The sequence below is a fragment of the uncultured Parabacteroides sp. genome, from assembly GCF_902493135.1.
In the GTDB taxonomy this organism is placed as follows: Bacteria; Bacteroidota; Bacteroidia; order Bacteroidales; family Tannerellaceae; genus Parabacteroides.
In genome coordinates this window covers 18925-42966 of record NZ_CABUOD010000026.1, presented here as the reverse complement: position 1 = coordinate 42966, position 24042 = coordinate 18925, and the positions used below count along the sequence as shown (strand labels likewise).

The 24042-nt window shown below is 43.5% G+C and carries 24 protein-coding genes, 1 tRNA gene and 1 pseudogene; 21 read left to right on the top strand and 5 right to left on the bottom strand.

Features of this window, described 5'->3' with window-relative positions:
- The 3 genes from RDN79_RS12530 to RDN79_RS12520 all read left to right on the top strand — a co-directional run bounded on the left by RDN79_RS12530 (position 1) and on the right by RDN79_RS12520 (position 3400).
- Complete coding sequence (locus RDN79_RS12530) at positions 1–1296, top strand: hypothetical protein (protein ID WP_298551372.1); 1296 nt, start codon at positions 1–3, stop codon at positions 1294–1296.
- 81 nt (positions 1297–1377) lie between these two features.
- A complete protein-coding gene (locus tag RDN79_RS12525) occupies positions 1378–2196 on the top strand; it encodes a phosphate ABC transporter substrate-binding protein (protein ID WP_298551374.1) in 819 nt (272 codons plus the stop codon).
- A gap of 115 nt (positions 2197–2311) precedes the next feature.
- On the top strand, positions 2312–3400 hold the full coding sequence (locus RDN79_RS12520) for a nitronate monooxygenase family protein (protein ID WP_298551376.1): 1089 nt from the start codon (positions 2312–2314) through the stop codon (positions 3398–3400).
- A 126-nt stretch (positions 3401–3526) separates the two neighbouring features.
- Here RDN79_RS12520 and RDN79_RS12515 read toward each other — a convergent pair whose 3' ends face one another.
- Positions 3527–3940, bottom strand: a complete 414-nt coding sequence (locus RDN79_RS12515; protein WP_298551378.1) for a DUF6249 domain-containing protein — start codon at positions 3938–3940, stop codon at positions 3527–3529.
- Positions 3941–4124: 184 nt separating this feature from the next.
- On the opposite strand from RDN79_RS12515, the gene RDN79_RS12510 reads away from it, so the two are divergent.
- From RDN79_RS12510 to rpsA, 5 genes are all read left to right on the top strand, one after another.
- Positions 4125–4739, top strand: a complete 615-nt coding sequence (locus RDN79_RS12510) for a hypothetical protein (RefSeq protein WP_298551379.1) — start codon at positions 4125–4127, stop codon at positions 4737–4739.
- On the top strand, positions 4732–5103 hold the full coding sequence (locus tag RDN79_RS12505; RefSeq protein ID WP_298551381.1) for a hypothetical protein: 372 nt from the start codon (positions 4732–4734) through the stop codon (positions 5101–5103). Before RDN79_RS12510 ends, RDN79_RS12505 begins: the two co-directional genes overlap by 8 nt.
- Before the next feature lie 33 nt (positions 5104–5136).
- Complete coding sequence (locus tag RDN79_RS12500) at positions 5137–5694, top strand: RNA polymerase sigma factor (RefSeq protein WP_298551383.1); 558 nt, start codon at positions 5137–5139, stop codon at positions 5692–5694.
- 1 nt (position 5695) lies between these two features.
- Positions 5696–6055, top strand: coding sequence for a hypothetical protein (locus tag RDN79_RS12495; RefSeq protein WP_298551385.1), 360 nt, complete (start codon positions 5696–5698; stop codon positions 6053–6055).
- A 152-nt stretch (positions 6056–6207) separates the two neighbouring features.
- Positions 6208–8001, top strand: coding sequence for a 30S ribosomal protein S1 (rpsA, locus tag RDN79_RS12490; protein WP_298551387.1), 1794 nt, complete (start codon positions 6208–6210; stop codon positions 7999–8001).
- 86 nt (positions 8002–8087) lie between these two features.
- Here rpsA and RDN79_RS12485 read toward each other — a convergent pair whose 3' ends face one another.
- The gene (locus RDN79_RS12485) at positions 8088–8351 is read right to left on the bottom strand and encodes a hypothetical protein (protein ID WP_298551389.1); all 264 of its coding nucleotides are present in this window, start codon (positions 8349–8351) and stop codon (positions 8088–8090) included.
- A 287-nt stretch (positions 8352–8638) separates the two neighbouring features.
- On the opposite strand from RDN79_RS12485, the pseudogene RDN79_RS12480 reads away from it, so the two are divergent.
- The 9 genes and pseudogenes from RDN79_RS12480 to RDN79_RS12440 all read left to right on the top strand — a co-directional run bounded on the left by RDN79_RS12480 (position 8639) and on the right by RDN79_RS12440 (position 16739).
- Positions 8639–9029 (top strand): annotated as a pseudogene (locus RDN79_RS12480) (response regulator).
- A 338-nt stretch (positions 9030–9367) separates the two neighbouring features.
- Positions 9368–10240, top strand: a complete 873-nt coding sequence (locus tag RDN79_RS12475; protein WP_298551391.1) for a helix-turn-helix domain-containing protein — start codon at positions 9368–9370, stop codon at positions 10238–10240.
- An 87-nt stretch (positions 10241–10327) separates the two neighbouring features.
- Entirely contained in the window at positions 10328–10603 is a 276-nt protein-coding gene (locus RDN79_RS12470; protein WP_298551393.1) for an HU family DNA-binding protein, read from the top strand.
- A 391-nt stretch (positions 10604–10994) separates the two neighbouring features.
- Positions 10995–12290: a site-specific integrase gene (locus tag RDN79_RS12465; protein ID WP_308573232.1), complete on the top strand. Its 1296-nt coding sequence runs from the start codon at positions 10995–10997 to the stop codon at positions 12288–12290.
- Between the two features lie 360 nt (positions 12291–12650).
- Entirely contained in the window at positions 12651–12962 is a 312-nt protein-coding gene (locus RDN79_RS12460) for an AlpA family transcriptional regulator (protein WP_298551395.1), read from the top strand.
- Between the two features lie 44 nt (positions 12963–13006).
- On the top strand, positions 13007–13366 hold the full coding sequence (locus RDN79_RS12455; RefSeq protein ID WP_298551397.1) for a DUF6291 domain-containing protein: 360 nt from the start codon (positions 13007–13009) through the stop codon (positions 13364–13366).
- 48 nt (positions 13367–13414) lie between these two features.
- A complete protein-coding gene (locus RDN79_RS12450) occupies positions 13415–14401 on the top strand; it encodes a BT4734/BF3469 family protein (RefSeq protein ID WP_298551399.1) in 987 nt (328 codons plus the stop codon).
- A 543-nt stretch (positions 14402–14944) separates the two neighbouring features.
- On the top strand, positions 14945–15847 hold the full coding sequence (locus tag RDN79_RS12445) for a hypothetical protein (protein ID WP_298551401.1): 903 nt from the start codon (positions 14945–14947) through the stop codon (positions 15845–15847).
- A 55-nt stretch (positions 15848–15902) separates the two neighbouring features.
- On the top strand, positions 15903–16739 hold the full coding sequence (locus RDN79_RS12440) for a hypothetical protein (RefSeq protein ID WP_298551403.1): 837 nt from the start codon (positions 15903–15905) through the stop codon (positions 16737–16739).
- Positions 16740–16847: 108 nt separating this feature from the next.
- Here RDN79_RS12440 and RDN79_RS12435 read toward each other — a convergent pair.
- From RDN79_RS12435 to alaS, 3 genes are all read right to left on the bottom strand, one after another.
- Positions 16848–16922: transfer RNA gene (locus tag RDN79_RS12435), tRNA-Pro, on the bottom strand.
- Positions 16923–16958: 36 nt separating this feature from the next.
- Entirely contained in the window at positions 16959–18023 is a 1065-nt protein-coding gene (gene aroB / locus RDN79_RS12430) for a 3-dehydroquinate synthase (protein ID WP_298551405.1), read from the bottom strand.
- Between the two features lie 278 nt (positions 18024–18301).
- Positions 18302–20929, bottom strand: a complete 2628-nt coding sequence (alaS, locus tag RDN79_RS12425) for an alanine--tRNA ligase (RefSeq protein WP_298553009.1) — start codon at positions 20927–20929, stop codon at positions 18302–18304.
- A gap of 97 nt (positions 20930–21026) precedes the next feature.
- Between alaS and RDN79_RS12420 the strand changes: the two genes are divergently transcribed.
- The 4 genes from RDN79_RS12420 to RDN79_RS12405 all read left to right on the top strand — a co-directional run bounded on the left by RDN79_RS12420 (position 21027) and on the right by RDN79_RS12405 (position 23818).
- Positions 21027–22010: a M23 family metallopeptidase gene (locus RDN79_RS12420; protein ID WP_298553008.1), complete on the top strand. Its 984-nt coding sequence runs from the start codon at positions 21027–21029 to the stop codon at positions 22008–22010.
- 15 nt (positions 22011–22025) lie between these two features.
- A complete protein-coding gene (locus tag RDN79_RS12415) occupies positions 22026–22382 on the top strand; it encodes a MerR family transcriptional regulator (RefSeq protein ID WP_298553006.1) in 357 nt (118 codons plus the stop codon).
- 87 nt (positions 22383–22469) lie between these two features.
- Positions 22470–22865, top strand: coding sequence for a DUF3127 domain-containing protein (locus RDN79_RS12410; RefSeq protein ID WP_298553005.1), 396 nt, complete (start codon positions 22470–22472; stop codon positions 22863–22865).
- Positions 22865–23818 carry a calcium/sodium antiporter gene (locus RDN79_RS12405; RefSeq protein WP_298553004.1) on the top strand — a complete coding sequence of 318 codons (954 nt, stop codon included), beginning with the start codon at positions 22865–22867 and terminating at the stop codon, positions 23816–23818. The genes RDN79_RS12410 and RDN79_RS12405 overlap by 1 nt, the downstream gene beginning before the upstream one ends.
- The last annotated feature ends 224 nt before the right edge of the window (positions 23819–24042 follow it).

Sequence of the window (24042 nt, the reverse complement as noted above, 5' to 3'; positions counted from 1 at the left end):
ATGAAATCAGGAAAGATTATCGCGCTCGGTCTGTTAGCGCTGCTTCCGTTTGCCATGAAAGCACAGGAAGCTCAGGAAATAGAGAAGCTGAACGCTCGCGTCGATTCACTCACGCAAGAGACGACGACTCTGGATAAAATCGTCCGGAAACTCAGCAAGTTCAAAGTATCGGCCTATATCCAAGGGCAATTCCAATATGGCCAGGAAGATGCCACCTTGAAAGTAGGCGACAAGAACGAACATGAAGATAAAGGTTTCAACCGTTTCGGCATCCGCCGCGGACGGTTGAAATTCGAATATGACGATGGCATCGGAACCGGCGCCGTGCAGATCGAAGCCAACGACAAAGGCGTCAGCTTCCGCGACCTTTACATCGGCATAAAAGATCCCTGGACAAAACGCAGCCAACTGATGGCGGGGGTTTTCAACCGTCCTTTCGGCCACGAAATCGGCTACTCGACAAGCGGGTTGGAATCTCCCGAACGTGCCGCCATCATCCAATACTTCTTTCCGGACGAACGCGACTTAGGCGCCATGCTGACGCTACGAGCCAAAGAGACAAGCCCGATCGGTTTTCTACGCCTTGACGCCGGACTGTTCGCCGGTAACAGCATCAACCGCGAGACCGACAGCCGCAAAGACTTCATCGGCCGCCTGGGAGCCGAAAAGGAAATAAGCAACTGGGGAAAATGGGGATTAGGCGCCTCCTACTACAATGGCGGCGTTTACAATCCGACCACCACGGCCTACGAACTTCAAGGCAAAAAGTTCATAGCAATAGACAAAGGAGAAACCGGTACATACATGAAACGCGAGTACATCGGCTTGGACGCGCAGTTCTCATTCAAAAACGGTTGGGGAACGACCACCCTGCGCGGTGAAGGACTGTTAGGCACACAGCCGGGCATTGCCGGCAGCAGCAAAAGTCCCAACACAGGGACACGTCCGGCCAACGAACCGGAAAACTCCCTGTTCAAGCGTCCTTTCATCGGCTACTTCTTCTATTTGGTGCACGATATCGGAACCACTCCATTCTCCGCCGTCCTGAAATACGACGCTTATGATCCCAACACCAAGTTGAAAGGGAATGAGATCGGCGTTGAAAACAGCCTCACCTCCAAGACCGACCTCGCCCAGAGCACACTCGGCATCGGCGCCTTGTACCGTTTCAACAAACATATCCGCGTGCAAGCCTACTACGAATTCAACTTCAACGAAAAGAGCGACTTCGTAAAGGGATATGAAAAGGACAGGAAAGACGACGTCTTCACCTTGCGCCTGCAATATAAGTTTTAATAGAAACGTAACATCTGTTTCACACGCCTGCAATACGCCTGTACTTACTTTGCATACAGAAAATTAATTCAAGACAAAGTAATGAAAAAGACAATTGTTATGGCCGCAGTAGCCGCCAGTATGTTGGTATCGAACGCGTTTGCGCAGAAAATCAAAGGAAGCGACACTTGCCTTCCCTTAAGCCAGACGGAAGCGGAAAACTTCATCAACAAAAACAAATCGGCCAAGATAACGGTGACGGGAGGCGGTTCCGGCGTCGGTATTTCAGCCTTGATGGAAGGAACAACCGATATCGCCATGTCTTCCCGTAAGATGAAATTCGACGAAAAAGTCAAACTGCAGGAAGCGAAGAAAAGCGCCAAAGAAGTGGTGATCGCCTACGATGCGCTGGCAGTAGTCGTACACCCGTCCAATCAGGTATCCAACCTGACGCGTGAACAGTTGGAAGGCATTTTCACCGGGAAGATCAAGAACTGGAAAGAAGTGGGCGGCGCCGACATGAAGATCGTAGCCTATTCGCGCGAAACATCCTCCGGGACATACGAGTTCTTCAAAGAAAGCGTCCTGAAGAACAAGAACTATATGAACGGCATCCTCAGCATGCCCGCAACCGGAGCGATCATCCAGTCTGTCAGCCAGACCAAAGGAGCGATCGGTTATGTCGGCCTGGCTTACGTCAACAAAGAAGTAAAACCGATCCATGTCTCTTACGATGCAGGCAAGACATTCACCGAACCATCCTTCGAGAATGCGAAAAACAAGGCATACCCGATCGTCCGTCCGCTATTCTATTACTACGATGTAAAGAAGGAAGGCAAAGTGAAACCTTTTATCGATTATATCCTGTCGGCAGAAGGGCAGGCAACGGTTAAACAGGTCGGTTATATCCCGGTCAAATAAGCTTTATTGCACAATGGCAAATAATTTGTGCAATAATATTGGCTCTTTTTGCACATCCTTTGGTTTATTGTGCTACCTTTGCGGGATATATTTTTTATTTACATATTTTATTTACATGAAGACATTAACAATCGGGGATCTGAAAGCCCGCATTCCAATCATCCAGGGTGGAATGGGCGTAGGAATATCTCTCTCCGGCTTAGCCTCAGCCGTTGCAAATGAAGGTGGGATTGGCGTTATCTCCGCCGCCGGTCTCGGTCTCTTATATAAGAAACTTTCTCCCAACTACACCGAAGCCGGCAATCTGGGCCTTGCAGCCGAGATCCGCAAAGCCCGTGAAAAGGCCAAAGGCATTATCGGCGTGAACGTGATGGTCGCCCTTTCAGACTTCGCCGAACTGGTGAAAACCAGTATTGCGGAAAAGGTAGACATCATTTTCAGTGGCGCCGGGCTTCCGCTGGACCTGCCGTCTTTCCTGAAGAAAGACAGCGTGACGAAACTGGTTCCCATCGTTTCCAGTGCGCGTGCCGTCCGCATCATCTGTGAGAAATGGAAAAACAACTACGACTACCTTCCCGACGCTGTCGTGCTGGAAGGCCCGAAAGCAGGCGGCCACTTAGGATATAAGGAGAACCAGCTGGAAGACGAGCATTTCTCACTGGAAGAACTGCTGCCCCAGGTAGTGGAAGAAGTTTCACACTTCGAAGAAAAATACAACAAGAGAATCCCGGTAATCGCAGCAGGAGGCATTTACACGGGTGAAGACATCAAACGCGTGATGGACCTGGGAGCATCGGGCGTTCAATTAGGAACCCGTTTCGTCACCACCACCGAGTGCGACGCTTCCGATGCTTTCAAAGAAAGCTACATCAAAGCGGAAGAAAAGGATATCGAGATTATCAAGAGTCCTGTCGGTATGCCGGGACGAGCCATCCACTGCAATTTCTTGCAGAAAGTGAAAGAGGGCTTGAAGCAGCCGAAGGCTTGTCCTTTCAACTGCATCAAGACTTGCGACATCTCGCGAAGTCCCTATTGCATCGTGACCGCCTTGTATAACGCTTTCAAAGGGAACTTCGAGAACGGTTATGCCTTTGCCGGAAGCAATGCCTGGCGGACCACCCGCATCATGTCGGTGAAGGAAACGATCAGCGAGCTGATCAACGAGTGGAAACGTTCCGACCAACCGTCTCTTTCCTCCCGATAAACAAAAAGTTTCATCGGCACGGAACTTTTGTTTCCCGCCGATGAAACTTTTGTTCCATGCCGATGAAAATTTATTTTCACTTGCGGGAAAATAAATTTTCACCCTGAGAAAAAAGTGAAAACTTTATCATTTATCCTCTTTCTTCTTCATATTCGTCTCGATAACGAATGCGACAATCAACCCCAAACCGCCGAACAAAAGGACGGATGCGCCATAAGCAGAAGTAATAGCTTCATATTCATTACGAAAATCCAACGAATGTCTATTGGCGGCAAGCACCACATCACAGATAAAACCCACAAGCACTCCGAAACCGATTCCCATCAACAGACATCCCGCCTTTAAAGAACTAAATGAAAAACGGGGTAAACTATACGAAGGAAGGCAGAGCTTTTTCCCAAAATCAGTCATATCCACTCTTTCACCGATCTTTTCGATAATGGCCAACCGCTCTTTTCTACGCACGAACAATTCAAACAAGCCATAAATAGCAGCAAATACGATTCCGGTAGTCAACGGAACAACAATAAAATCCATCATAACTGTACTGTTTTAAATGATTAATTAATTTCTTTGCTACTTTTGACGCACCTCTTTCCGAAAGGTTACAGATCGGGAAGAAAAAATTGCAACTTAGACCGCGATTACCAGTAATTACCCGTAATGTTTTTGCCGTTCGACGAAAGTTATGTATATTTACAAACAGAATAAAAAGTAATTTCAAATGGCACCTATACCCATTTTAGACAGTATCAAGGCGATAGAAAAACTATATGACACAGGAGAAAGACCTGTCCTGGTTGCTTGTTCGGATAAAAATTGGTATATCTGCAAATATATGCGCTCGTCTACTCGTGCATTCAAATTGGCGAGTGAACTTATCGGTGCACAATTTGCATCTGTTTGGAAAATCAATTCACCTAAATACGCTTTTGTAAAAATAAAACAAGAACATTGGGGGCATGTTTTAACTCCTCGCAGTCTGTCCGGTCCTGCGCTCGGTTACTATTTTTTGGAGGGTGTAGCAGATATCACCCCTTCCACAAGCAGATATGTGACACAAAAAAAAAGATATGCAGAAATATTTCATCATTTAATACAGAAGTACACATCTGATTCAATTTGGAAACTCGCGGAAGAGTTAAAGCCCCATTATAATCACTGCGTAAATGAGAGCGGTATGCTAACCGATCAAATTGTTGATTCGATACCGCAAGAATGGAACATCCACAAAGATGTCATAACCGAAAAACTGCAACAACTTTTCCAGCGGGAATGGGTTGAAAACGTATGGTCGAATTTTTTAATATGTGTAAACGATAATATTAGTCATGAATAATTTAAAATATAGTATCATCTATGGCGTAATCCGCTCAGAAATAGCAGAACGCTTGAGCTTGGGTCTCATCTTTGTGAATGGAGACAAAATAAACATACGTTACTCGCAAAAGAAGTTAAATGCACTCCAATATCTATTATCTTCACATGAATATCGGTTTATCGTCAAAGTATTGCGCGCATTATCGAAAAACAACAACATAAGCTCTGCCGAAACAATAAACTATCTTACTCGTTATTCCAACAACTTGATAGCGGTATCACAGCTCCAATCAGTTGATCTGAAGCCTTCCAGCAAAAACGAAGATTGGCTTTTCCGTAATTATGTGTATGCCGGAACAAAAAAAACAAAGAATAAGTTGTAACCTATTCGCCCGGCTTGCGTCCATTATAATACGATGGAGTTGTACACCGATATATATTATATACAAAGGATACAAGCGGGAGATACGGCATGCTTCGCCTGCCTTCTGGATAAATACAGCCGTCCTGTTCATTCGTTAATCTTAAAGGTGGTCAGAAACCGGGAAGATGCGGAGGAGCTGGCGCAGGATGTGTTTATGAAGGTGTTCAAGCACCTCTCTTCGTTCAAAGGGGAATGCAGTTTCTCCACCTGGATCTACCGGATCGCCTACAACACTGCCATCTCGGAGACACGGAAAAAGAAACACGAGTTTCTGGCGATAGAGGAATCGGTTATCAATAATGTATCGGAACAAGAGGTGGCCGAGGCGCTGGGCAGGACGGACGATTCCGGACGGATCCGGATGCTCGATGCCGCCCTCGCCCAATTGCCGCCCGACGAACGGGCGATCATCCTGCTCTTTTACATGAAAGAGAAAACGATCGACGAAGTGGCGACGATCACCGGATTGACCGCTTCTAACATAAAAGTAAAATTACATCGCATACGAAAGAAACTGTTTGTCGTATTAAAAGGAATGGAGGAACAATAAAATGACCGAAAAGAATGACATATTAAAAGATCTGTTTAGCCGGATGCCGGAAGAAGAGCTTCCCGCTTCGTTCCGTGCCAACGTGATGAGGCAGATCATGGCCGAAGCCGAACGGATACGCAAGCGCAACGAACGCTGGGGATGGATCGCCGTCATCACCGCCTCGCTGTCTATGATCGGCATCGCGATCGCCTCGTTCCTTTATATGGGCATCCCCAAAATATCCGTGCAGATGCCCGATATGAGCACACTGCCTTTCTATACCTATATCGGGATGCTCGCCCTCATCCTGTTAGGAGCGGATTACAAATTCAGGCAACTATTCAAAAGGAGGCAGATGTCTCAGAAAGAAAAGATGTAAGTAGCGGTATTACAAGCCAAAAAGATTGTTTTTCCATATAAAAAGTCTTGCAAGTCAGAAAAAAGCATTACCTTTGCCCCCGATTTTTGAGAGATGACAACATAATGTCTAACTTACTAATTAAAACAAACTTAAGTATTAACAATTAGAGAATGGAAAATTTAAAGAACATTCAGCCCATTGAAGATTTCAACTGGGAAGCTCTTGAAAAGGGCGATTCTTACGGTGAAGTAAGCAAGGACGATCTTGTAAAAACGTATGACGAGACTTTGAACACGGTAAAGGACAAAGAAGTCGTTATGGGAACCGTGACTGCAATGAACAAACGTGAAGTCGTAGTGAACATCGGTTTCAAATCAGACGGCGTTGTATCTATGGCAGAATTCCGTTACAACCCGGATCTGAAAATTGGTGACGAAGTAGAAGTCTACATCGAAAACCAGGAAGACAAAAAAGGACAGTTGATCCTGTCTCACAAGAAAGCACGCGCTACACGCTCTTGGGATCGTGTCAACGAAGCGCTTGAAAAAGACGAAATCATCAAAGGTTACATTAAATGTCGTACCAAGGGCGGTATGATCGTCGACGTATTCGGCATCGAAGCCTTCTTGCCGGGTTCTCAGATCGATGTCAAACCGATCCGCGACTACGATGTATTTGTAGGTAAGACAATGGAATTCAAGATCGTCAAGATCAACCAGGAATTCAAGAACGTTGTTGTATCTCATAAAGCTCTTATCGAAGCTGAACTCGAACAGCAGAAGAAAGACATCATCTCCAAACTTGAAAAAGGCCAGGTACTGGAAGGTACGGTCAAGAATATCACTTCCTACGGCGTATTCATCGACCTGGGTGGCGTAGACGGTTTGATTCACATCACAGACCTGTCTTGGGGCCGCGTTTCTCATCCGGAAGAAATCGTTCAGCTGGATCAGAAGATCAACGTGGTGATCCTTGACTTCGATGACGAAAAGAAACGTATCGCTCTCGGCTTGAAGCAACTGACTCCGCATCCTTGGGATGCTTTGGATCCGGACTTGAAAGTCGGCGACAAAGTAAAAGGCAAAGTTGTCGTTATGGCTGACTACGGTGCATTCATCGAAATCGCTCCGGGCGTAGAAGGCCTGATCCACGTTTCCGAAATGTCGTGGACACAGCACTTGCGTTCTGCTCAGGACTTCATGAAGGTAGGTGACGAAATCGAAGCAGTCATCCTGACTCTGGACCGCGACGAACGTAAGATGTCTCTGGGCATCAAACAGCTGAAAGCCGATCCGTGGGAAGATATCGAATCTCGTTTCCCGGTAGGTTCTCGCCACATGGCTAAAGTTCGCAACTTCACTAACTTCGGTGTATTCGTAGAAATCGAAGAAGGCGTAGACGGCTTGATCCACATCTCCGACCTGTCTTGGACAAAGAAAATCAAACACCCGTCGGAATTCACTCAGATCGGTGCTGAAATCGAAGTCCAGGTTCTGGAAATCGACAAAGAAAACCGCCGTTTGAGCTTAGGCCACAAACAGCTGGAAGAAAATCCTTGGGATGTATTCGAAACCATCTTCACGGTAGGTTCCATCCACGAAGGAACAATCATCGAAGTACTGGATAAGGGTGCTGTCATCTCTCTGCCTTACGGCGTAGAAGGTTTCGCAACTCCGAAACACCTGGTAAAAGAAGACGGTTCTCAGGCTGCCGTAGACGAGAAACTGCAGTTCAAGGTAATCGAATTCAACAAGGAAGCCAAGAGAATCATCCTTTCTCACAGCCGTATCTTCGAAGATGAACAGAAAGGCGCCAAGAAAGAAGCCGGCGAAAAGAAATCGTCTGCAAAACGCGGTGGCAAGAAAGAAGAAGAATCTGCAATGGTAACCGGTCCGGTTGAAAAGACTACACTGGGTGACATTGAAGAACTCGCAGCCCTGAAAGAAAAATTGGCTGGTAAGTAATTACCGCCTTTTCAGATAAAATAAAAGGAGATGTCCGCAGAGGATATCTCCTTTTTTATTGCCCGAAAAAAATAGAGAAAGCGCTCTTAGTCTACCTCCTTGATCACTTCCTCTACCTGTTCCTGTTCACCGTAATATTGGCAACTTTCGCCGATACCCAACAAAGCATTAATTTCATGACGCTTGTCCAGGTCCGTAAAATAGGCGTCCACTACCTTATAAATATCAAATCCGTCCGTAGAACCTGCTGCCAGGTTCAACGATTCTACCAATTTACCTGTAGCCTTGCGAATTTCAGCTTTATTAATCAAATGAAACTCATTGTTGTGAATTAATTGACTCTTTCCCATGATGTTTGATTTTAAAGTTATACTTGTTCTTCGTTAATAACTATTCCCGAAAGCGGGAAGTTTAATCCCGCCGCTTCGTTTAATGCACTAAATATACAAACATCCTCGGATCTTTCAACCTTTAGGAGCTTTTATTTTCAATAAACATGAAAAATAAATCCAATCCCGGTTTCACGATATTTCATGATGGGCAAAGATAATCGAGCCGCTAAACATAGAATAAGTTCTATTCTATTTGGTTATGTAAAAATTAATGCTGAAATTTGTTCACAGATAATATAAAAGATATGGGCACGAACGAAGACAACTACAATGTAACTATTCTGATCGCAGAAGACGAGGAAAGCAATTTCCTGCTATTAAAAACCATTTTAAAAAGACACTGTAACGTGTTACAAGCCAGGACAGGATTGGAGCTATTGAAAGTTTTTGAAGAAAAGGGAGCCGACTTGATTCTGCTGGATATAAAAATGCCGGAAATGAATGGTATAGAAGCGCTGAAAGGAGATTAGAAAGAAAGACACGAGCATCCCGATTATCATGCAGTCTGCCTATGCCTTCGAAAATGACATGGAAGCCGCCCGCGCTGCCGGAAGCAACGGATTCATCACCAAGCCCATCAATATCGTCGAACTGAAGAAAACGATTTCCAAATTCCTACCGCAGATTACCTGGTAAGAGGTAGAAAGACGACATATTATAAAAAAGTGGAATAGCTATAACAATCATTATGGCTGTTCCGCTTTTTGCTTTTTCACACACATCTTAACCGGCAAAACCTCTCTCCCGTTTTTCCCAAAAGCCTTTCATTTTGCGAAACTATCCGCATTAATTTTCTTTATAAACTTCGCCTAAACAAAACATTAAACCTTCGGTTTAAGAGGTGGATAAAATCATTTTTTGCAAAAAAGTGACCGTGATTAGGGTTCATATTTCTGGAAAACTATACCAAACCGGCACTAATGGGTTTTCATATAAAACGAAATTATACTTTTACAAACGAAACTAAAATGAACATGTCAGACAAAAATAAAAGGACATCTGATCACAAGGAGATTTCTCATTCTTTAGGAAACGATTTCAAGATCATCAGGAATTCAACGAAATTTCCCATTCCCTTATATCCTTCTTATTCCCGTAGGGCTGTTGTCGCCTTTTGCACGGAGGGAAGGGCGAAAGTGGATGTGCATGGGTATGAACATCTGTTTACGAAAGGGGAACTGGTGGTCATTTTTCCGGGTCAGCTGGTCTCTCTGTCTGAAATCAGCCAAGATTTCACAGTCAGCTATTTTTCATTGTCTCTTAATCTTTATAACGACGTGCTTAGCGGCCTACGCCGCTTTTCACCCCACTTCTTCTTTTATATGAGAAGCCATTATCATTACAAGCTTTCGGACTTGGAAATATCCAAGTATATCAATTTCTTCCAATTGATTTACAGCAAGGTGAATGCTCCTGAGAACTTATACCGTAAGGATTCGGTCGTCCTCCTCATGCGGATTTTCTATCTGGACCTTTACAATGTATATAAAGTAAGTTCGCACACGGGAAAGCAAACATTTGACAACCATAAGAAAGAACTGGCCCACGTCTTCTTCCTGCTCATCATGAAGTTTTACAAGGAGAACAGAAGCGTGGCGTTCTATGCCGACAAGCTGCACATCACTCCCAAATATCTCACAATGGTAGTCAAGGAAGTGAGCGGGATGTCGGCCAAAGACTGGATAACCGAATATATCCTGCAGGAGATCAAGTACCTGTTAAAGAACTCGTCCCTGAATGTCCAGGAGATCGCTATCCGGACACATTTCTCCAACCAGACATCCCTTGGGAGGTTTTTCAGGCAACACACGGGATTGTCTCCTTCGGACTACAGGAAACAGAATTAAGAACAAACAGATAATCAATTCAACAAAAAAGAATTAGAATAGCAAATCAACCGGATAAGATCCACTAATTAGCAATATAATACGAATATGAACAGAAGTCAGCTTATCAACATCCTGTCCAAGAAAACAGGATTAGACAAGAAAGATGTCAAACGGACAATCGATGAAATGCAAAAACTAATTGTCCAGGAAGTCAAAGGCGGTCAAAGAATCTGCCTGCATGGTTTCGGCTCATTCAAACCCCGTTTTCAATCCAGCCGTCCAGCACGAAACCCGAGAAGCGGGACAGCCGTGCAACTGTCTCCCAGGACCATTATTCATTTCAAATGCGCTCCCCACCTGTTGGAGCAGGTAAACAAATAAAGAGTAAAAAAAGAGACTTACCTTTACAAGTAAGTCTCTTTTTTTACTCAGCTATTGTCGGGGTGAGAAGATTCGAACTTCCGACCACACGCCCCCCAGAGGTATTTCGTGGTAAATCTTTTATTTTCCTCTATTAGTATTTACTTGACATCTACCTGATAATCAACATTAATACTTTGATTAAGTTTACCCTATTTAGACTATGTGTGTTCCAAATGTGTTCCACTAAATAACACGATCACTCTTAACCATAGAATCAGATTCAAATAAAATAACAAAAACAAAATTCTCCGTTCTTTTATTTAACATTAATCACAAAATTACTATATTTGCTTGACAATCAACGTATTATCTTTTATCTAATTTGATTTATTTTGATTACAGATATTTCATGATGAAAACAATAACAGAAACGATAAGTTTTGTAAAAAGAAACGATACTCCCAATACAAAAGGACTATATGCTATCCGCCTACGGATATGCAAAGAACGTCAACGCAAATACTTTACGCTAAAGATATTCGCCGACAACAAATATTGGGACGCAGATAATGAATGTTTCGTTATTCTTAAAAATGTAAGAGATAAAAAAGAAAAGGAAGAAAACGAAAAACGCAAACAGTACAATTTTTTACTTAGTAAATACAGAGTACAAGCACAGGAAATAATAGATAATTTCCACAGAGAGCACGTAGACTGGACTCTAAACCAATTTGAGGAAGCCTTTTTGAACAAATCAAAACAAGGCAAAGTAAAAGCGTACTTAGAGAACCATATTAATATACTACGAGAAACTGGACATATCGGCAATGCGAACTGTTATGCTGCAACATTAAATATGCTTACACATTATGATAACAAGTTTGATACAAGAATATTTTCAGAAATAGACATCAAATTTGTAAACGGCTTTGACATCTTCTTGCAAAAAAGAGGATGTAAAGGAAATACAAGAAAATACTACTTTAAAGCTCTTCGGAGCATATTAAACAGAGCTATCCAAGAAAAAGAAGCTACCGACAAAACTTATCCTTTCGGTAAAGGAGGATTTCAAATAGCCAAATTAGATGAAGAAACAGAAAAACGCTACTTGACTGTAGAATCTTTCAATAAAATAAAAAACTCCAAATCCAATAACCCTCAACGAGAATATGCCCGTAAGCTATTCCTATTGTCATACTATTGCTATGGAATATCATTTATTGACATGGCATATCTGACAAAGAACAATATTCTAAACCTCAACACAGGAGAGTACATTGTTTATAAACGCCATAAAATACAACATCAGAAAAGTGTAAAACCCATTAAGATTAAAATAACGGCAGAAATACAATCGCTATTAGATAGTCTAAATGAAAGCAATCCTACTGTCGACAATTTCATCGTTCCCATAGTTTCTATTAGTGGATATGCCGGAGAAAGGCTATATAATCATATTCGATACAGGTATAAAAAATATAATAACTATTTGGCTGACTTAGCCGAAGAGTTACAGATAACCGATATCAAATTAACCACATATGTAAGTCGTCACACAATGGCAATGATGTTGCAACGTAATGATGTAGCACGTGAACAAATCTCCCAAATGTTAGGACATGCAGATTTGGAAACAACTAACACCTATCTGGACAGTTTCGACACAACTGTAATAGATGAAGCCGCAAAAGCTCTCTACGATTAGTATAACATTTGAACGGTATTCGTAATTATTAAAACCGATGGTTATAAAAATAACAAACAACAAAAATAGCTTTTCATAAAAAATTTGCTTCATAAAAATATTATTCATACTTTTGCAGCGAATCTAAGAAGGACGTATAGAGTAGCCAATATCGTTGCTTTGTTTTGTTCATCTTCATTCCGACGAAGCGAAAGAAAAATCTGTTGCGCTTTTTGAAAACTACATTTTAGGTGTGAAGCATACACACTATTCTTTCAAAAAATGCCTTTCCTTGATTTTTGCAAATCAAGACAATCAAAAAATTGTGTAATAATGTTTAGAATTAAATTTCACATTCTAAACAATAAAAATTATGTATCTATGAATACAAATAATGTTATTCATGATAATGACTTGCTTATGCACTTAAATGTTTGTCAGGTAAAGGCTCTTATCAAAAGTGTGTTTCAAGAATCATTATCAATTCAACAAAAACAATCGGAAATTCTTTCAATTGAAGAGGTTTCTGAATTAACTGGCTACAAAAAAGCTACGATTTACAAGCTCACACACGAGCGAAAAATTCCTTATCACAAACCCGCACATGGCGGTAGAAGAATCTTCTTTAAAAAAGATGAAATCAATCAATGGTTACAATCCAACCATATTGAAACCCACGAAGATTTTTTTTAACAAGTTAAACAATAAGGGATTAATTATTAAAAAACAAAGAAAAGATGAAAAAAGAAAGTTTTATTTTCTATCGTTCATTTTTCAATGCGATAGAAAAATTAAGTAAAAGAAATAAGTTAATTGCATATGAAGCTGTTGTCAAGTACGGTCTTAATCAAGAAATGGTAGAAAATCTACCTACAGGAGCATCAATTGTACAAGAAATGGCTATAGCACAAATAAAAGCAAACCATAAAAAGTATTGTGCAAAAATTCAAAAACAGAAATTATCCTCTGATTTTGAAGACGAAATTCAAGAAAAAATACCATTGCCTAAAAAGAAAAACAAATCAACACTGAGCAATTGTATTACAGAAGATGATCTAAACGAATCTGATTTTGATTCAATATTGAATCAAAACTGAACAACTTTTGAGTAAAATTCAAACATTAAATAATTGATTTAAAGCAGTATGACTTTTTTTAAATACACTCCTAATGAAAATTTCAAAGGGAAAGAAAAAGAAGAAGAAAAAGAAAATACTAATTTCAAAGGGAGTGGCAGAATCTTCACTCCCTTTGAAGAACCTTTAGTGTCATTATTTGAAAGCATCTTTAGCACAGAACCTATCAAGACAATAAGATTAAGTAAATTCCTATTATCTGATAAGTTCAGAAAACAAGTTGAAAAGTACAGGGCAAACACAGATAAGAAAACAAGAGAGAGAATCAAAGGAAATCTTATGTGTATCACACCAAGTGGCACATTTAGCCAAAGACGAGAATCCAATATAATTAAACACACGGGATTATTGTGCATTGATATTGACTCCAAAGACAACCCAAATATTGACTTAGCAGATTGTAAAAATGTAATTGGTTTACACTGTCCCTATTTATACTATGCAGGATTATCACTAAGTGGAGAAGGAATATTTCTAATATTCAGAATACAAAATCCAGAATATCATAAACAGCACTTTGAAGCACTTGCAATGTATCTGAATAGAAAATTCAAATTGCAAGTTGACAAAAGTGTCAAAAGCCCTGTTAGTTTAAGAGTTGCAAGTTATGATGAAAATCCTTATTTTAACGAAAATCCAATTCCCTTTCAATACACAATAGACACAAACAATAAATCCGAACAGATTATAAGAACAATAACCCAAAGAGAAGAAATCCGCAAACAGGTAGAAAAGATAGTTTCAATCATTCGGAAAAATAGAATTGACATAACTAAGCAATATCAAGATTGGTTCAAAATAGGCTGTGCATTGGCTTATGAATTTGGGGAAGAAGGAAGATACTGGTTTCATCTGATTAGTCGTATATACCCCAAATACAACGAAGGTGATTGTGATATGCAATATAATCGATGTCTAAAATACAAAAAAGAAGATGGAGTTAAAATCGCCACTTTCTTTTACATCTGCAAACGTTTCAATATCAAATATCAATAAAAAAAATTCATAGCCTCTAAAAAAGTTAAATAACCAAAATCTCATGTAAACAAAAACAACCTACTCTTTCACTTCTCAAATGAGTAAATATCATAATAAACTAATAATCAACGACTACGTATTAAAACAAAAAGATAGACGAACCCCTCAAATGTAAAAAAACATTGCATCGTTTTTTCTATCTCATTTTAATTATCGTATTATAGTAAAGCCCAGAGCAAAGAAAACAATATTCTCTAACCAGAATGTTATTTTGAGCAAACTTTACTATCTTTGCGGTGGTCACACATAGTGGCAAATTGTAGTGAAAGTGTTTCGCTTTATCCTGTGTAGGAAATCTGACAGTTTCAAAGAAACAGGGATAGCAATAACATTCATCACTTGTGTAGATATATGTTCTCAAAACATATACTAAACAGGTGTGGAGTATTGTTTATTTGTTTCTGGGTTTTGTCAGAACCTCCTACACAATAAACGAATGGCTCCACACTTTCTTTTTCTAAATCCAGTCATTAGGGAGTCGAATGGCACAATTATGACTTTATGAGAGGATTAGAATTCATTAAATCAAAACAACAAAGTTGGGCTCAAAGAAACAACTTTGAATTAATCGGAGGTACAAAAAACAACAAAGGAGAAACAAATTATCTGCATTCCTTAGCAAATAACCTATTCGAACAATTAACACCCCAGAACTTAACTTATTACAATTCGGGGGACGGACATGAGACAAGAGACAGTAAAACTCGATTAGCTAAAATGAAAGCGATCCATTCATCTTCCGCCATTGTAGTAAACTTGTTTCAATATTGGCAAGGGAAGAATATTTATCCAATCATGAGGGCTTGTAACTTGTGTGCTAAAGACTCATCTTATTTAGTACAGGAAAAATCCAATCAATCCATATCCCAAACACCTTTTGACTACAAAATCAAATTTGAGGAACAATTCGAAATTAGTGAAGACAAGGATTTATTCCCATACACACCCAATATTGACGTTATTATAGAAAACTTTAGACCGAAAGTCTTTGCTATTGAGTCAAAATTCACCGAACCATATTGTAAAAGACATGGAGGACTAAAAACTAAATATGTTGAAAACGACTCTTTCTGGAACAATATACCACACCTATACCAATTGGCAAAAGAAATATCTCCAGATGATAACAAATATCAATACTTAGATGCAGCACAGTTACTTAAACACATATTAGGGTTAAAAAAGAACTGCAAGAATTTCCACCTTTTATATCTCTGGTACGATGTAATCGGCACTGAAGGTGCAGAGCATAGGAAAGAAATAGAAGAATTTGCAGGAATAGCCCAAAAAGACAATATAAAATTCAGTCATACAACCTATCAAGAGATAATTATCAAATTATCAAAAGAATTTTATACAGGGAACGAACGTTACTGTGACTATCTGACAGAAAGATATTTATAAGACATCAAGACAAAAAAACTCCACTCAACATTAAATCTATTTAAATCACATCAGTATGTTAAAAAGACTCATTACCACATATTTGCTTCTATTCGCAATACCTGTTTTTCCACAGGCTGATTACCAATCAGTTTTAAATGGATATAAAACATGTTCTGTATCCCAATCAGAAAAGCCCCTTAATCTTGACACAAGATTCTTAAATGAGCTATCAACAGAGATCGGTTATACTAAAGAGGATATTCAATATTTTAAATCACGTCTTTCCAAAGTATCTAATCTTACACAGTCTTATGAGCTTATTCCCTGTGTCACAGAAGATTTATTACTCAATTATTATATTTCACCAGTTTTACAACATTTAATGCACTGCTATGCTATTGAATTGATTGCACCTGCTTTAGAAGCACTTGAAAACGAATCATTTGACAATCTTACCGCTCAAACAATGCTTTATCAAACAAGGAAATCTAAATCAGAAGCAGTGTTTTATCTTGCTATTGGTAATTCTTTCTATGATTTAGATTCTCAAAGCAGATGGAAAATATTAAGTTGCAACGCCCTTGATAATCCCAGAGTCTTAACGGTTCTCTCCGACTTAGGCTATTCATCTAATGACATCAAAAATTATGGTATTAATGTTGCAGGAATCAAATGTGTTGCCAATTACCTTTATTGCAAAATTTACAACAAACCGACTGATGGGTTTGAACACATCGTTTCATCATTGAGCATCTTACTACCTACTATTCAAGGAATTGTTAGCACATTTGAACATCAATACCCAGGTACACTTTACAAGCGTTCTGATGTTCTAAATTTCAAGGATATTAATTCAATATCTGGAGAATTCTTTCTTCGGAATAATATTTACACAGAATTTAAATGGTAGCTTTTCAATAGCAAGTACTCCGTGTCTTATTTGAGTCTGTGTTCCATTTGTGTTCCAGTAAATAAATAAAGGCTTATAGCGATAACTATAAGCCTTTGTAAATCAATGTCGGGGTGAGAAGATTCGAACTTCCGACCACACGCCCCCCAGACGCGTACTCTAACCGGGCTGAGCTACACCCCGCTTTTGTTTTACGGCTGCAAAGGTAACTATTTTTCGTTATACTCCAAAGCTTTCACGATAAAAATCCAACGATTCGAGTATTTTCTCCTTGCTTACCTGCCGGTTTATCTGGACGTCACCCACTTGGGAAAGCAGGGTGAAGTTGATGATTCCCGCTTCATTCTTCTTATCGTGCGTCATCAACTCGTATAAGGTTTCATAATCCTTGCAATCGAACACGAAAGCCGGATAATACTCCTTCAGATAATAGACAACCTGGCTCAATTTCTCCATCGGGAAGCCGCATACTTTATGAGACAGATACAATTCGCTGACAATGCCGGCGGCAACAGCATGGCCGTGCAGCAAAGGGCGGTTCTTCTTAAAGGAGAGGCTTTCGTAGGCATGGCCGATCGTATGGCCGAAGTTCAACGCCTTACGGATGCCATGCTCTTTCGGGTCTTCCTCCACGATACGTTCTTTTACGGCTACGGATTGGGCGACCATCCTGTTCAGGAAGGCATAATCGATCTTCGCATCGAGGTCGAACAACAGGACGGAGGCGTAAATATCCATCGAACTGATAAGCGCATGCTTGATCATTTCGGCATAGCCGGAAAGCAGGTTGTCGCGGTCGAGCGTACGCAGGAACTCACAATCGATAAAGACACATTCGGGCGGATAGAAAGAACCGACCTCGTTCTTCAGGCCGTTGAAGTTAACCCCGGTCTTTCCTCCCACGGCCGCATCGACAGAGGCCATCAGGGTAGTCGGGATATTGACGGTCCGCAGCCCGCGTTTGAAAGTCGCACCGGCGAAGCCTCCCATATCGGTAATCATACCGCCGCCCAGATTGACTAAAACCGAGTTGCGGGAAGCCCCCTCGTTCGAGAGGCGCGACCAGATGTAAGCGACCTGTTCGATGTCTTTATGGGTATCGCCCGCCTGCACGGTAATGACCGGAGCCTCCTGCAAGGCCGGAATATCGTGTATCAGCGGGTAACATTTTTCTTGCGTATTCGTATCGGTCAGGATAAAGAGTTTATCATAACTCATGGAAGCAAGGAACGCCTGCAAATCGGCTTTGAGATCCTTGCTGATTACTACTTTTTGAGCGGCCATACTGTCCTTTTTTATTATAATCGTTGCGGCAAAGGTATTATATGTTATTCGATTATCAAAACGGGGAAAAGAAAATGTGTCAAAAAGAAAATCCTGCTTACAATAGACACAATTTAGGCACGGATTACGCGGATTACACGGAAAGATAATAAATTTATCCGTGTAAATCCGTGAAATCCGTGCCTTAAAGATCGTGATAAAGGAGTTTTGACACACCGCCACAAAAGTTTCCCCTGCATGAAACTATCATTCCTTGCAGGGGGAACGTCTCTTTCTTCTTATTTCAGACCGGCTGCGTCCAGGATGTGTTCGACGGCTTCGCCCAGTCCGGCCACGTTCTTGCCTCCGGCTGTTGCAAAATGAGGTTGGCCGCCTCCGCCGCCTTGTATCAGTTTGGCGGCCTCTTTCACCAGTTTGCCGGCATTCAAGCCTTCGGCTACCAGCGGTTCGCTCAGCATGACCATCAACGCGCACTTCTCGCCGTCCTGGATGCCTGCCACGAAGCAGACCTTTTCCTCCGTATTGCTTTCCCCCTTGATCTGGAAAGCCAGGTCCTTGATAGCGTCCACGTTGGCTTCGCCACGGAAGACGATCACTTTGACACCATTGCGCTCAACGGCTTTTGCCACCAGTTCTTTCTTGAGCAACTGCACTTTCTCTTTCACGTAGTCGCTTACCTGCTTTTTCAGTTCGGCATTCTCCTCGATGGCCTTCTTGATGGTCTGGGACAGGTTCGGCACATTGTTGAACATCGCACGCAGTTCGCGGAGGGAATCTTGCAACATGAAAGTGTAGTTTTCAGCCCCTTCGGCCGTTACCGCTTCGATACGGCGCACACCTGCCGCGATGGAGCTTTCGCCGACCACACGCAGGGAACCGATCATGCCGGTCGCCGGGATATGCGTACCGCCGCACAACTCGATAGAGTTGCCATATTTGACCACGCGGACTTCATCGCCATACTTTTCACCGAACAGAGCCATCGCGCCCAATGCTTTCGCTTCGGCAATCGGCATATTGCGATGCTCTTCCAGCGGATAGTTGGCACGGATCTTTTCGCTCACCAGCTTTTCCACCTGACGGATTTCTTCGTCCGTCACCTTCTGGAAGTGGGAGAAGTCAAAACGCAGGGAGTCGGGAGAGACATAGGAGCCTTTCTGTTCGACATGCGTTCCCAGCACCTCACGCAACGCCTCGTGCAACAGGTGAGTGGCAGAGTGGTTGCATTCGCACTGGATACGTTTCTTCTCATTGATCTTGGCGGTAAAAGTCGCCGTCACATCTTTCGGCAATTTTGTTACCAGATGTACAGGGAGGTTGTTTTCGCGCTTCGTATCGATCACGTCGACCGTCTCGTCGTCGGCAATCAGCCAACCGGTGTCGCCGACCTGTCCACCCATCTCCGCGTAGAACGGAGTCTGGTCCAGAACGATCTGATATAATACCTTGTTCTTCTGCTTGATCTGGCGGTAACGCAGGATTTCGGCATCACATTCGAACAGGTCGTAGCCCACGAAGCCCGATCCGCCCTCTTTCAGCACCACCCAGTCGCCGGTTTCGATGGCGGCAGCGTTGCGGGCGCGGTCCTTCTGCTTCTGCATCTCGACGTTGAACTCGTCGATGTCGGCTTCCATGCCGTTTTCACGCAGGATCAGCTCGGTCAAATCCAACGGGAATCCGTATGTATCATATAATGTAAAGGCATCTACACCGCTGATCACGTTCTTTCCGGCAGCCTTAGTCTCTTCCATCTTCTTATCCAGCAAGCGGATACCGGTTTCCAACGTACGCAGGAAAGATTCTTCCTCTTCCTTGATCACCTTCCCGATCAACGTCTTCTGCGCGATCAGTTCGGGATAGGCATCCCCCATTGTTTCGATCAGTACGGGCAGCAGCTTATACATGAAGGACTCTTTGCGATCCAGGAACGTATAGCCGTAACGGACGGCACGACGCAGGATCCGGCGGATGACATAACCGGCCTTTGCATTGGAAGGCAACTGACCGTCCGTAATCGCGAAAGCGATCGTACGGATATGGTCGGCGATTACACGCATAGCCACGTCCTGATGTTTGTCCTTGCCGTAAGCAGTACCCGCCATATCGGCAATCACTTTGATGATCGGCTGGAAAACATCCGTATCGTAGTTGGACGTCTTGCCCTGCAAAGCCATGCAGAGGCGTTCGAATCCCATACCGGTATCGATCACGCGGGCAGGCAGCGGTTCGAGCGAGCCGTCGGCCTTGCGGTTGTACTGCATGAACACCAGGTTCCAGATTTCGATCACCTGCGGATGGTCTTTGTTCACCATCTCCTGGCCGGGGACAGCGGCACGTTCTTCTTCCGGACGGAGGTCGATATGGATTTCGGAGCAAGGGCCGCAAGGACCCGTATCGCCCATCTCCCAGAAGTTATCGTGTTTGTTGCCATTGATGATATGGTCTTTCGGCAGGAACTTCTCCCAATAGCCGGCAGCCTCGTCGTCGCGCGAAAGGCCTTCGGCAGGACTTCCTTCGAACACGGTGGCATACAAACGGTCGGGATTCAGTTTCAACACTTCAACCAAGTATTCCCATGCCCAGTTGATCGCTTCCTGTTTGAAATAGTCGCCGAACGACCAGTTTCCCAACATTTCGAACATGGTGTGGTGGTACGTATCGTGTCCGACCTCTTCCAGGTCGTTGTGCTTGCCACTCACACGAAGACACTTTTGTGAATCCGCGACACGTGGATATTTACGGGGTACGTTCCCCAGGATTATATCTTTGAACTGGTTCATGCCTGCATTGGTAAACATCAATGTAGGGTCGCCCTTCACCACCATCGGAGCAGAAGGCACAATCTGGTGCTGCTTGGAAGCGAAGAAGTCTTTAAATGATTCACGGATTTCTTTTGCTGTCAACATAATCTATTCTATATAGTCTCGTTAATATTCTGAAAAACAATTTGCAAAAGTACAGCAAATTATTATTTTTGCACGTATCCAAGCAAGAAAATATTTGATGAAACTATTTAAAAGCAGAAAAACATATTACTTATATAACCCCAACACGCTCAGTTACGAGCGCGTTTACCCCTCCGCCAAAGACCGTTTTTTCGGTGTGCTCCGCCACCTGAGCATCGGTATCGTGATCGGCGTAGGCATTTTCTTTATCTTTTCCCGCACGTTCGATTCGCCGGTCGAATCGCTTCTAAAGAAGGAGAACAAGCTGTTGCAGACGCAATACGAAGTGCTTTCGTTGCGCCTGACCAATGCGCTGGAGGTCTTGGATGACATGCAGCAACGCGACGAAAACCTCTACCGGGCGATCTTCCAGGCGGAATCGATCCCCGAATCCGTCCGCAAGTCCGGCTTCGGCGGGACCAACCGGTATGAACACCTGATGAGCCTGTCCAACCCCGAACTGGTCGTCTCGACCACCCGGAAGATGGACATGCTGAGCAAACAACTCTATGTCCAGTCCAACTCGCTGGAAGAGCTGATCACATTGGGCAAGAACCAGGAAGAACGAAGCAAGTGCATTCCCGCCATACAGCCGATTGCCAATAAGGACCTGAAACGTACGGCGTCCGGTTACGGCGTGCGTATCGACCCGATCTACCGTACTCCCCGCTTCCACTCCGGCATGGACTTTTCCGCCAAAGTGGGTACGGAAATCTATGCGACCGGCGACGGAGTCGTTACCTTTGCCGCCTGGAAACAGGGATACGGAAATTGTCTGATGATCGATCACGGACACGGATTCCAGACGCTTTACGGCCACATGAGCAAGTTCCGGGCGCGTGTCGGGCAGAAAGTAAAGCGCGGAGAAGTGATCGGGGAAGTGGGCAATACAGGGAAATCGACCGGCCCGCACCTCCACTACGAGGTGATTGTCCGCGGCAAACACGACAACCCGTCCAAATACTACTACATGGACCTGACTCCGGAAGAATACGACCGCATGATACAGATTGCCGAAAATCACGGCCAGGTTATGGATTAAACATTGTTTAATACGATGGCATTAAATAAAGATAAAAATCTAAAGCTCTATTTCTCCATCAGCGAGGTGGCGCAGATGTTCGACGTCAACGAATCGACCCTGCGCTTCTGGGAGAAGGAGTTCGACCAGATCAACCCGCGCAAGACAGGCAAAGGGACCCGCTCTTACCGGCAGGAAGACATCGACGCGATACGCCTGGTCTACCACTTGGTGAAAGAAAGGGGCATGACGCTGGCCGGCGCCCGGCAAAAGCTGAAAGAGAACCCCGAAACGACGATCCGCCACGAAGAGATTGTAAACAGGTTGAAACAGATCAAGGAAGAACTGCTCGCCATGAAGGAGGCATTCGAAGTGTTGGAAACTCCCAAATAGTTCTCCGCCTATAAAAACAACTTTAAAGAATTAGCTTGTTACATAGGAAAATCGTACCTTCGCAGCAATTTAATAAAAACAAGAAACATGGAAATTACGGGAAGAATCATCGCCGTACTGCCGGTTCAAGGCGGTATCAGCAAAAACGGAAACGAGTGGAAAAAGCAGGAATATGTCCTGGAAACACATGACCAATACCCTAAGAAAGTATGCTTCCAGATTTTCGGTGCAGACCGCATCGACCAGGCAGCCATACAGCCCGGAGAAGAACTCACAGTATTTTTCGACATAGACAGCCGCGAATATCAGGGACGTTGGTTCACGAATATCAGCGCCTGGAAAGTGGAACGCCCGATGGCCGCCGCTCCCCAGTCGGCACCGGGAGCCATGACTCCGGAGAACGTCATACCGGCATCAGCCCCGGCCGTATCTGCCGTTCCTGACTTCGGTCCGGCCAACCCGATCGACGATCTGCCTTTCTAATGGACATCGTTCTTTTGATCGGCGGATTGCTCCTGATCCTGGTCGGTGCAAACGCACTGACCGACGGGGCTGCTTCGATAGCCAAGCGCTTCCACATCTCCAGCCTGGTGATCGGACTGACGATCGTCGCTTTCGGGACATCGGCTCCCGAACTGACCGTCAGCCTCGTCTCCGCCCTGAAAGGGAGTGCCGACCTGGCAATCGGGAATGTGGTCGGAAGCAATATCTTCAATACATTGATGATCGTAGGCTGTACGGCAGCCATCGTTCCGATCCGCGTCACGAAAGGGACGTTAAGCAAGGAAATACCGCTTTGCATACTGGCCTCCATCGTCCTGTTCATCTGTGCGAACGATGTGTTGATCAACAAGGCCGCGACCAACACGATCAGCAGTAGCGACGGGATGTTGTTATTGTGCTTTTTCCTTATCTTCTTAGGCTACACGTTTGCCATTGCCCACAACGGCAGCGGCGAAGGCGAATCCGAGATAAAGGAGATGCCGGTATGGAAGTCCGTCCTGTTCATCGCAGGCGGTCTGGCGGGCTTGATCTACGGAGGACAGTTCTTCGTGAACGGCGCTTCAGGAATCGCCCGCGGCCTCGGAATCAGCGAATCGATCATCGGCCTGACGCTGGTTGCCGGAGGGACATCGCTCCCCGAACTGGCGACATCGGTCGTGGCTGCCCTGAAGAAGAATCCCGAAATGGCGATCGGAAACGTGATCGGTTCCAACCTTTTCAACCTATTCTTCGTCTTGGGATGCAGTGCGACTATCAGTCCGCTAAACATACAGGGAATCACCAATACGGATCTCGGCATACTGATCGGCTCCTGCGTGCTGCTTTACATCTTCGGCTGGTTCTTCAAGAAACGGACTATTACACGGATAGAAGGGATCATTTTGATAGCTTGCTATATCGGCTATACGGGGTATCTGATTTCCTTGTCCTGATGTAAACCGGGGAAATTTCCCCAATACATTTAATCGAAACCTATAACATTTTTGTAAAAAAGATATAGGATATCGGCAAAAAGGGTATAACCTATTCCAGAAAAGCCTATATGCTTTTTAAACGTTTGTTGGGACCTTGCCAATTGACGGATATTTTTTGAGAATTTGTTTTCCACCCTTCTTTTTGAGGGATAGAATATACTTTAGTACAATTGTGCCGAAAT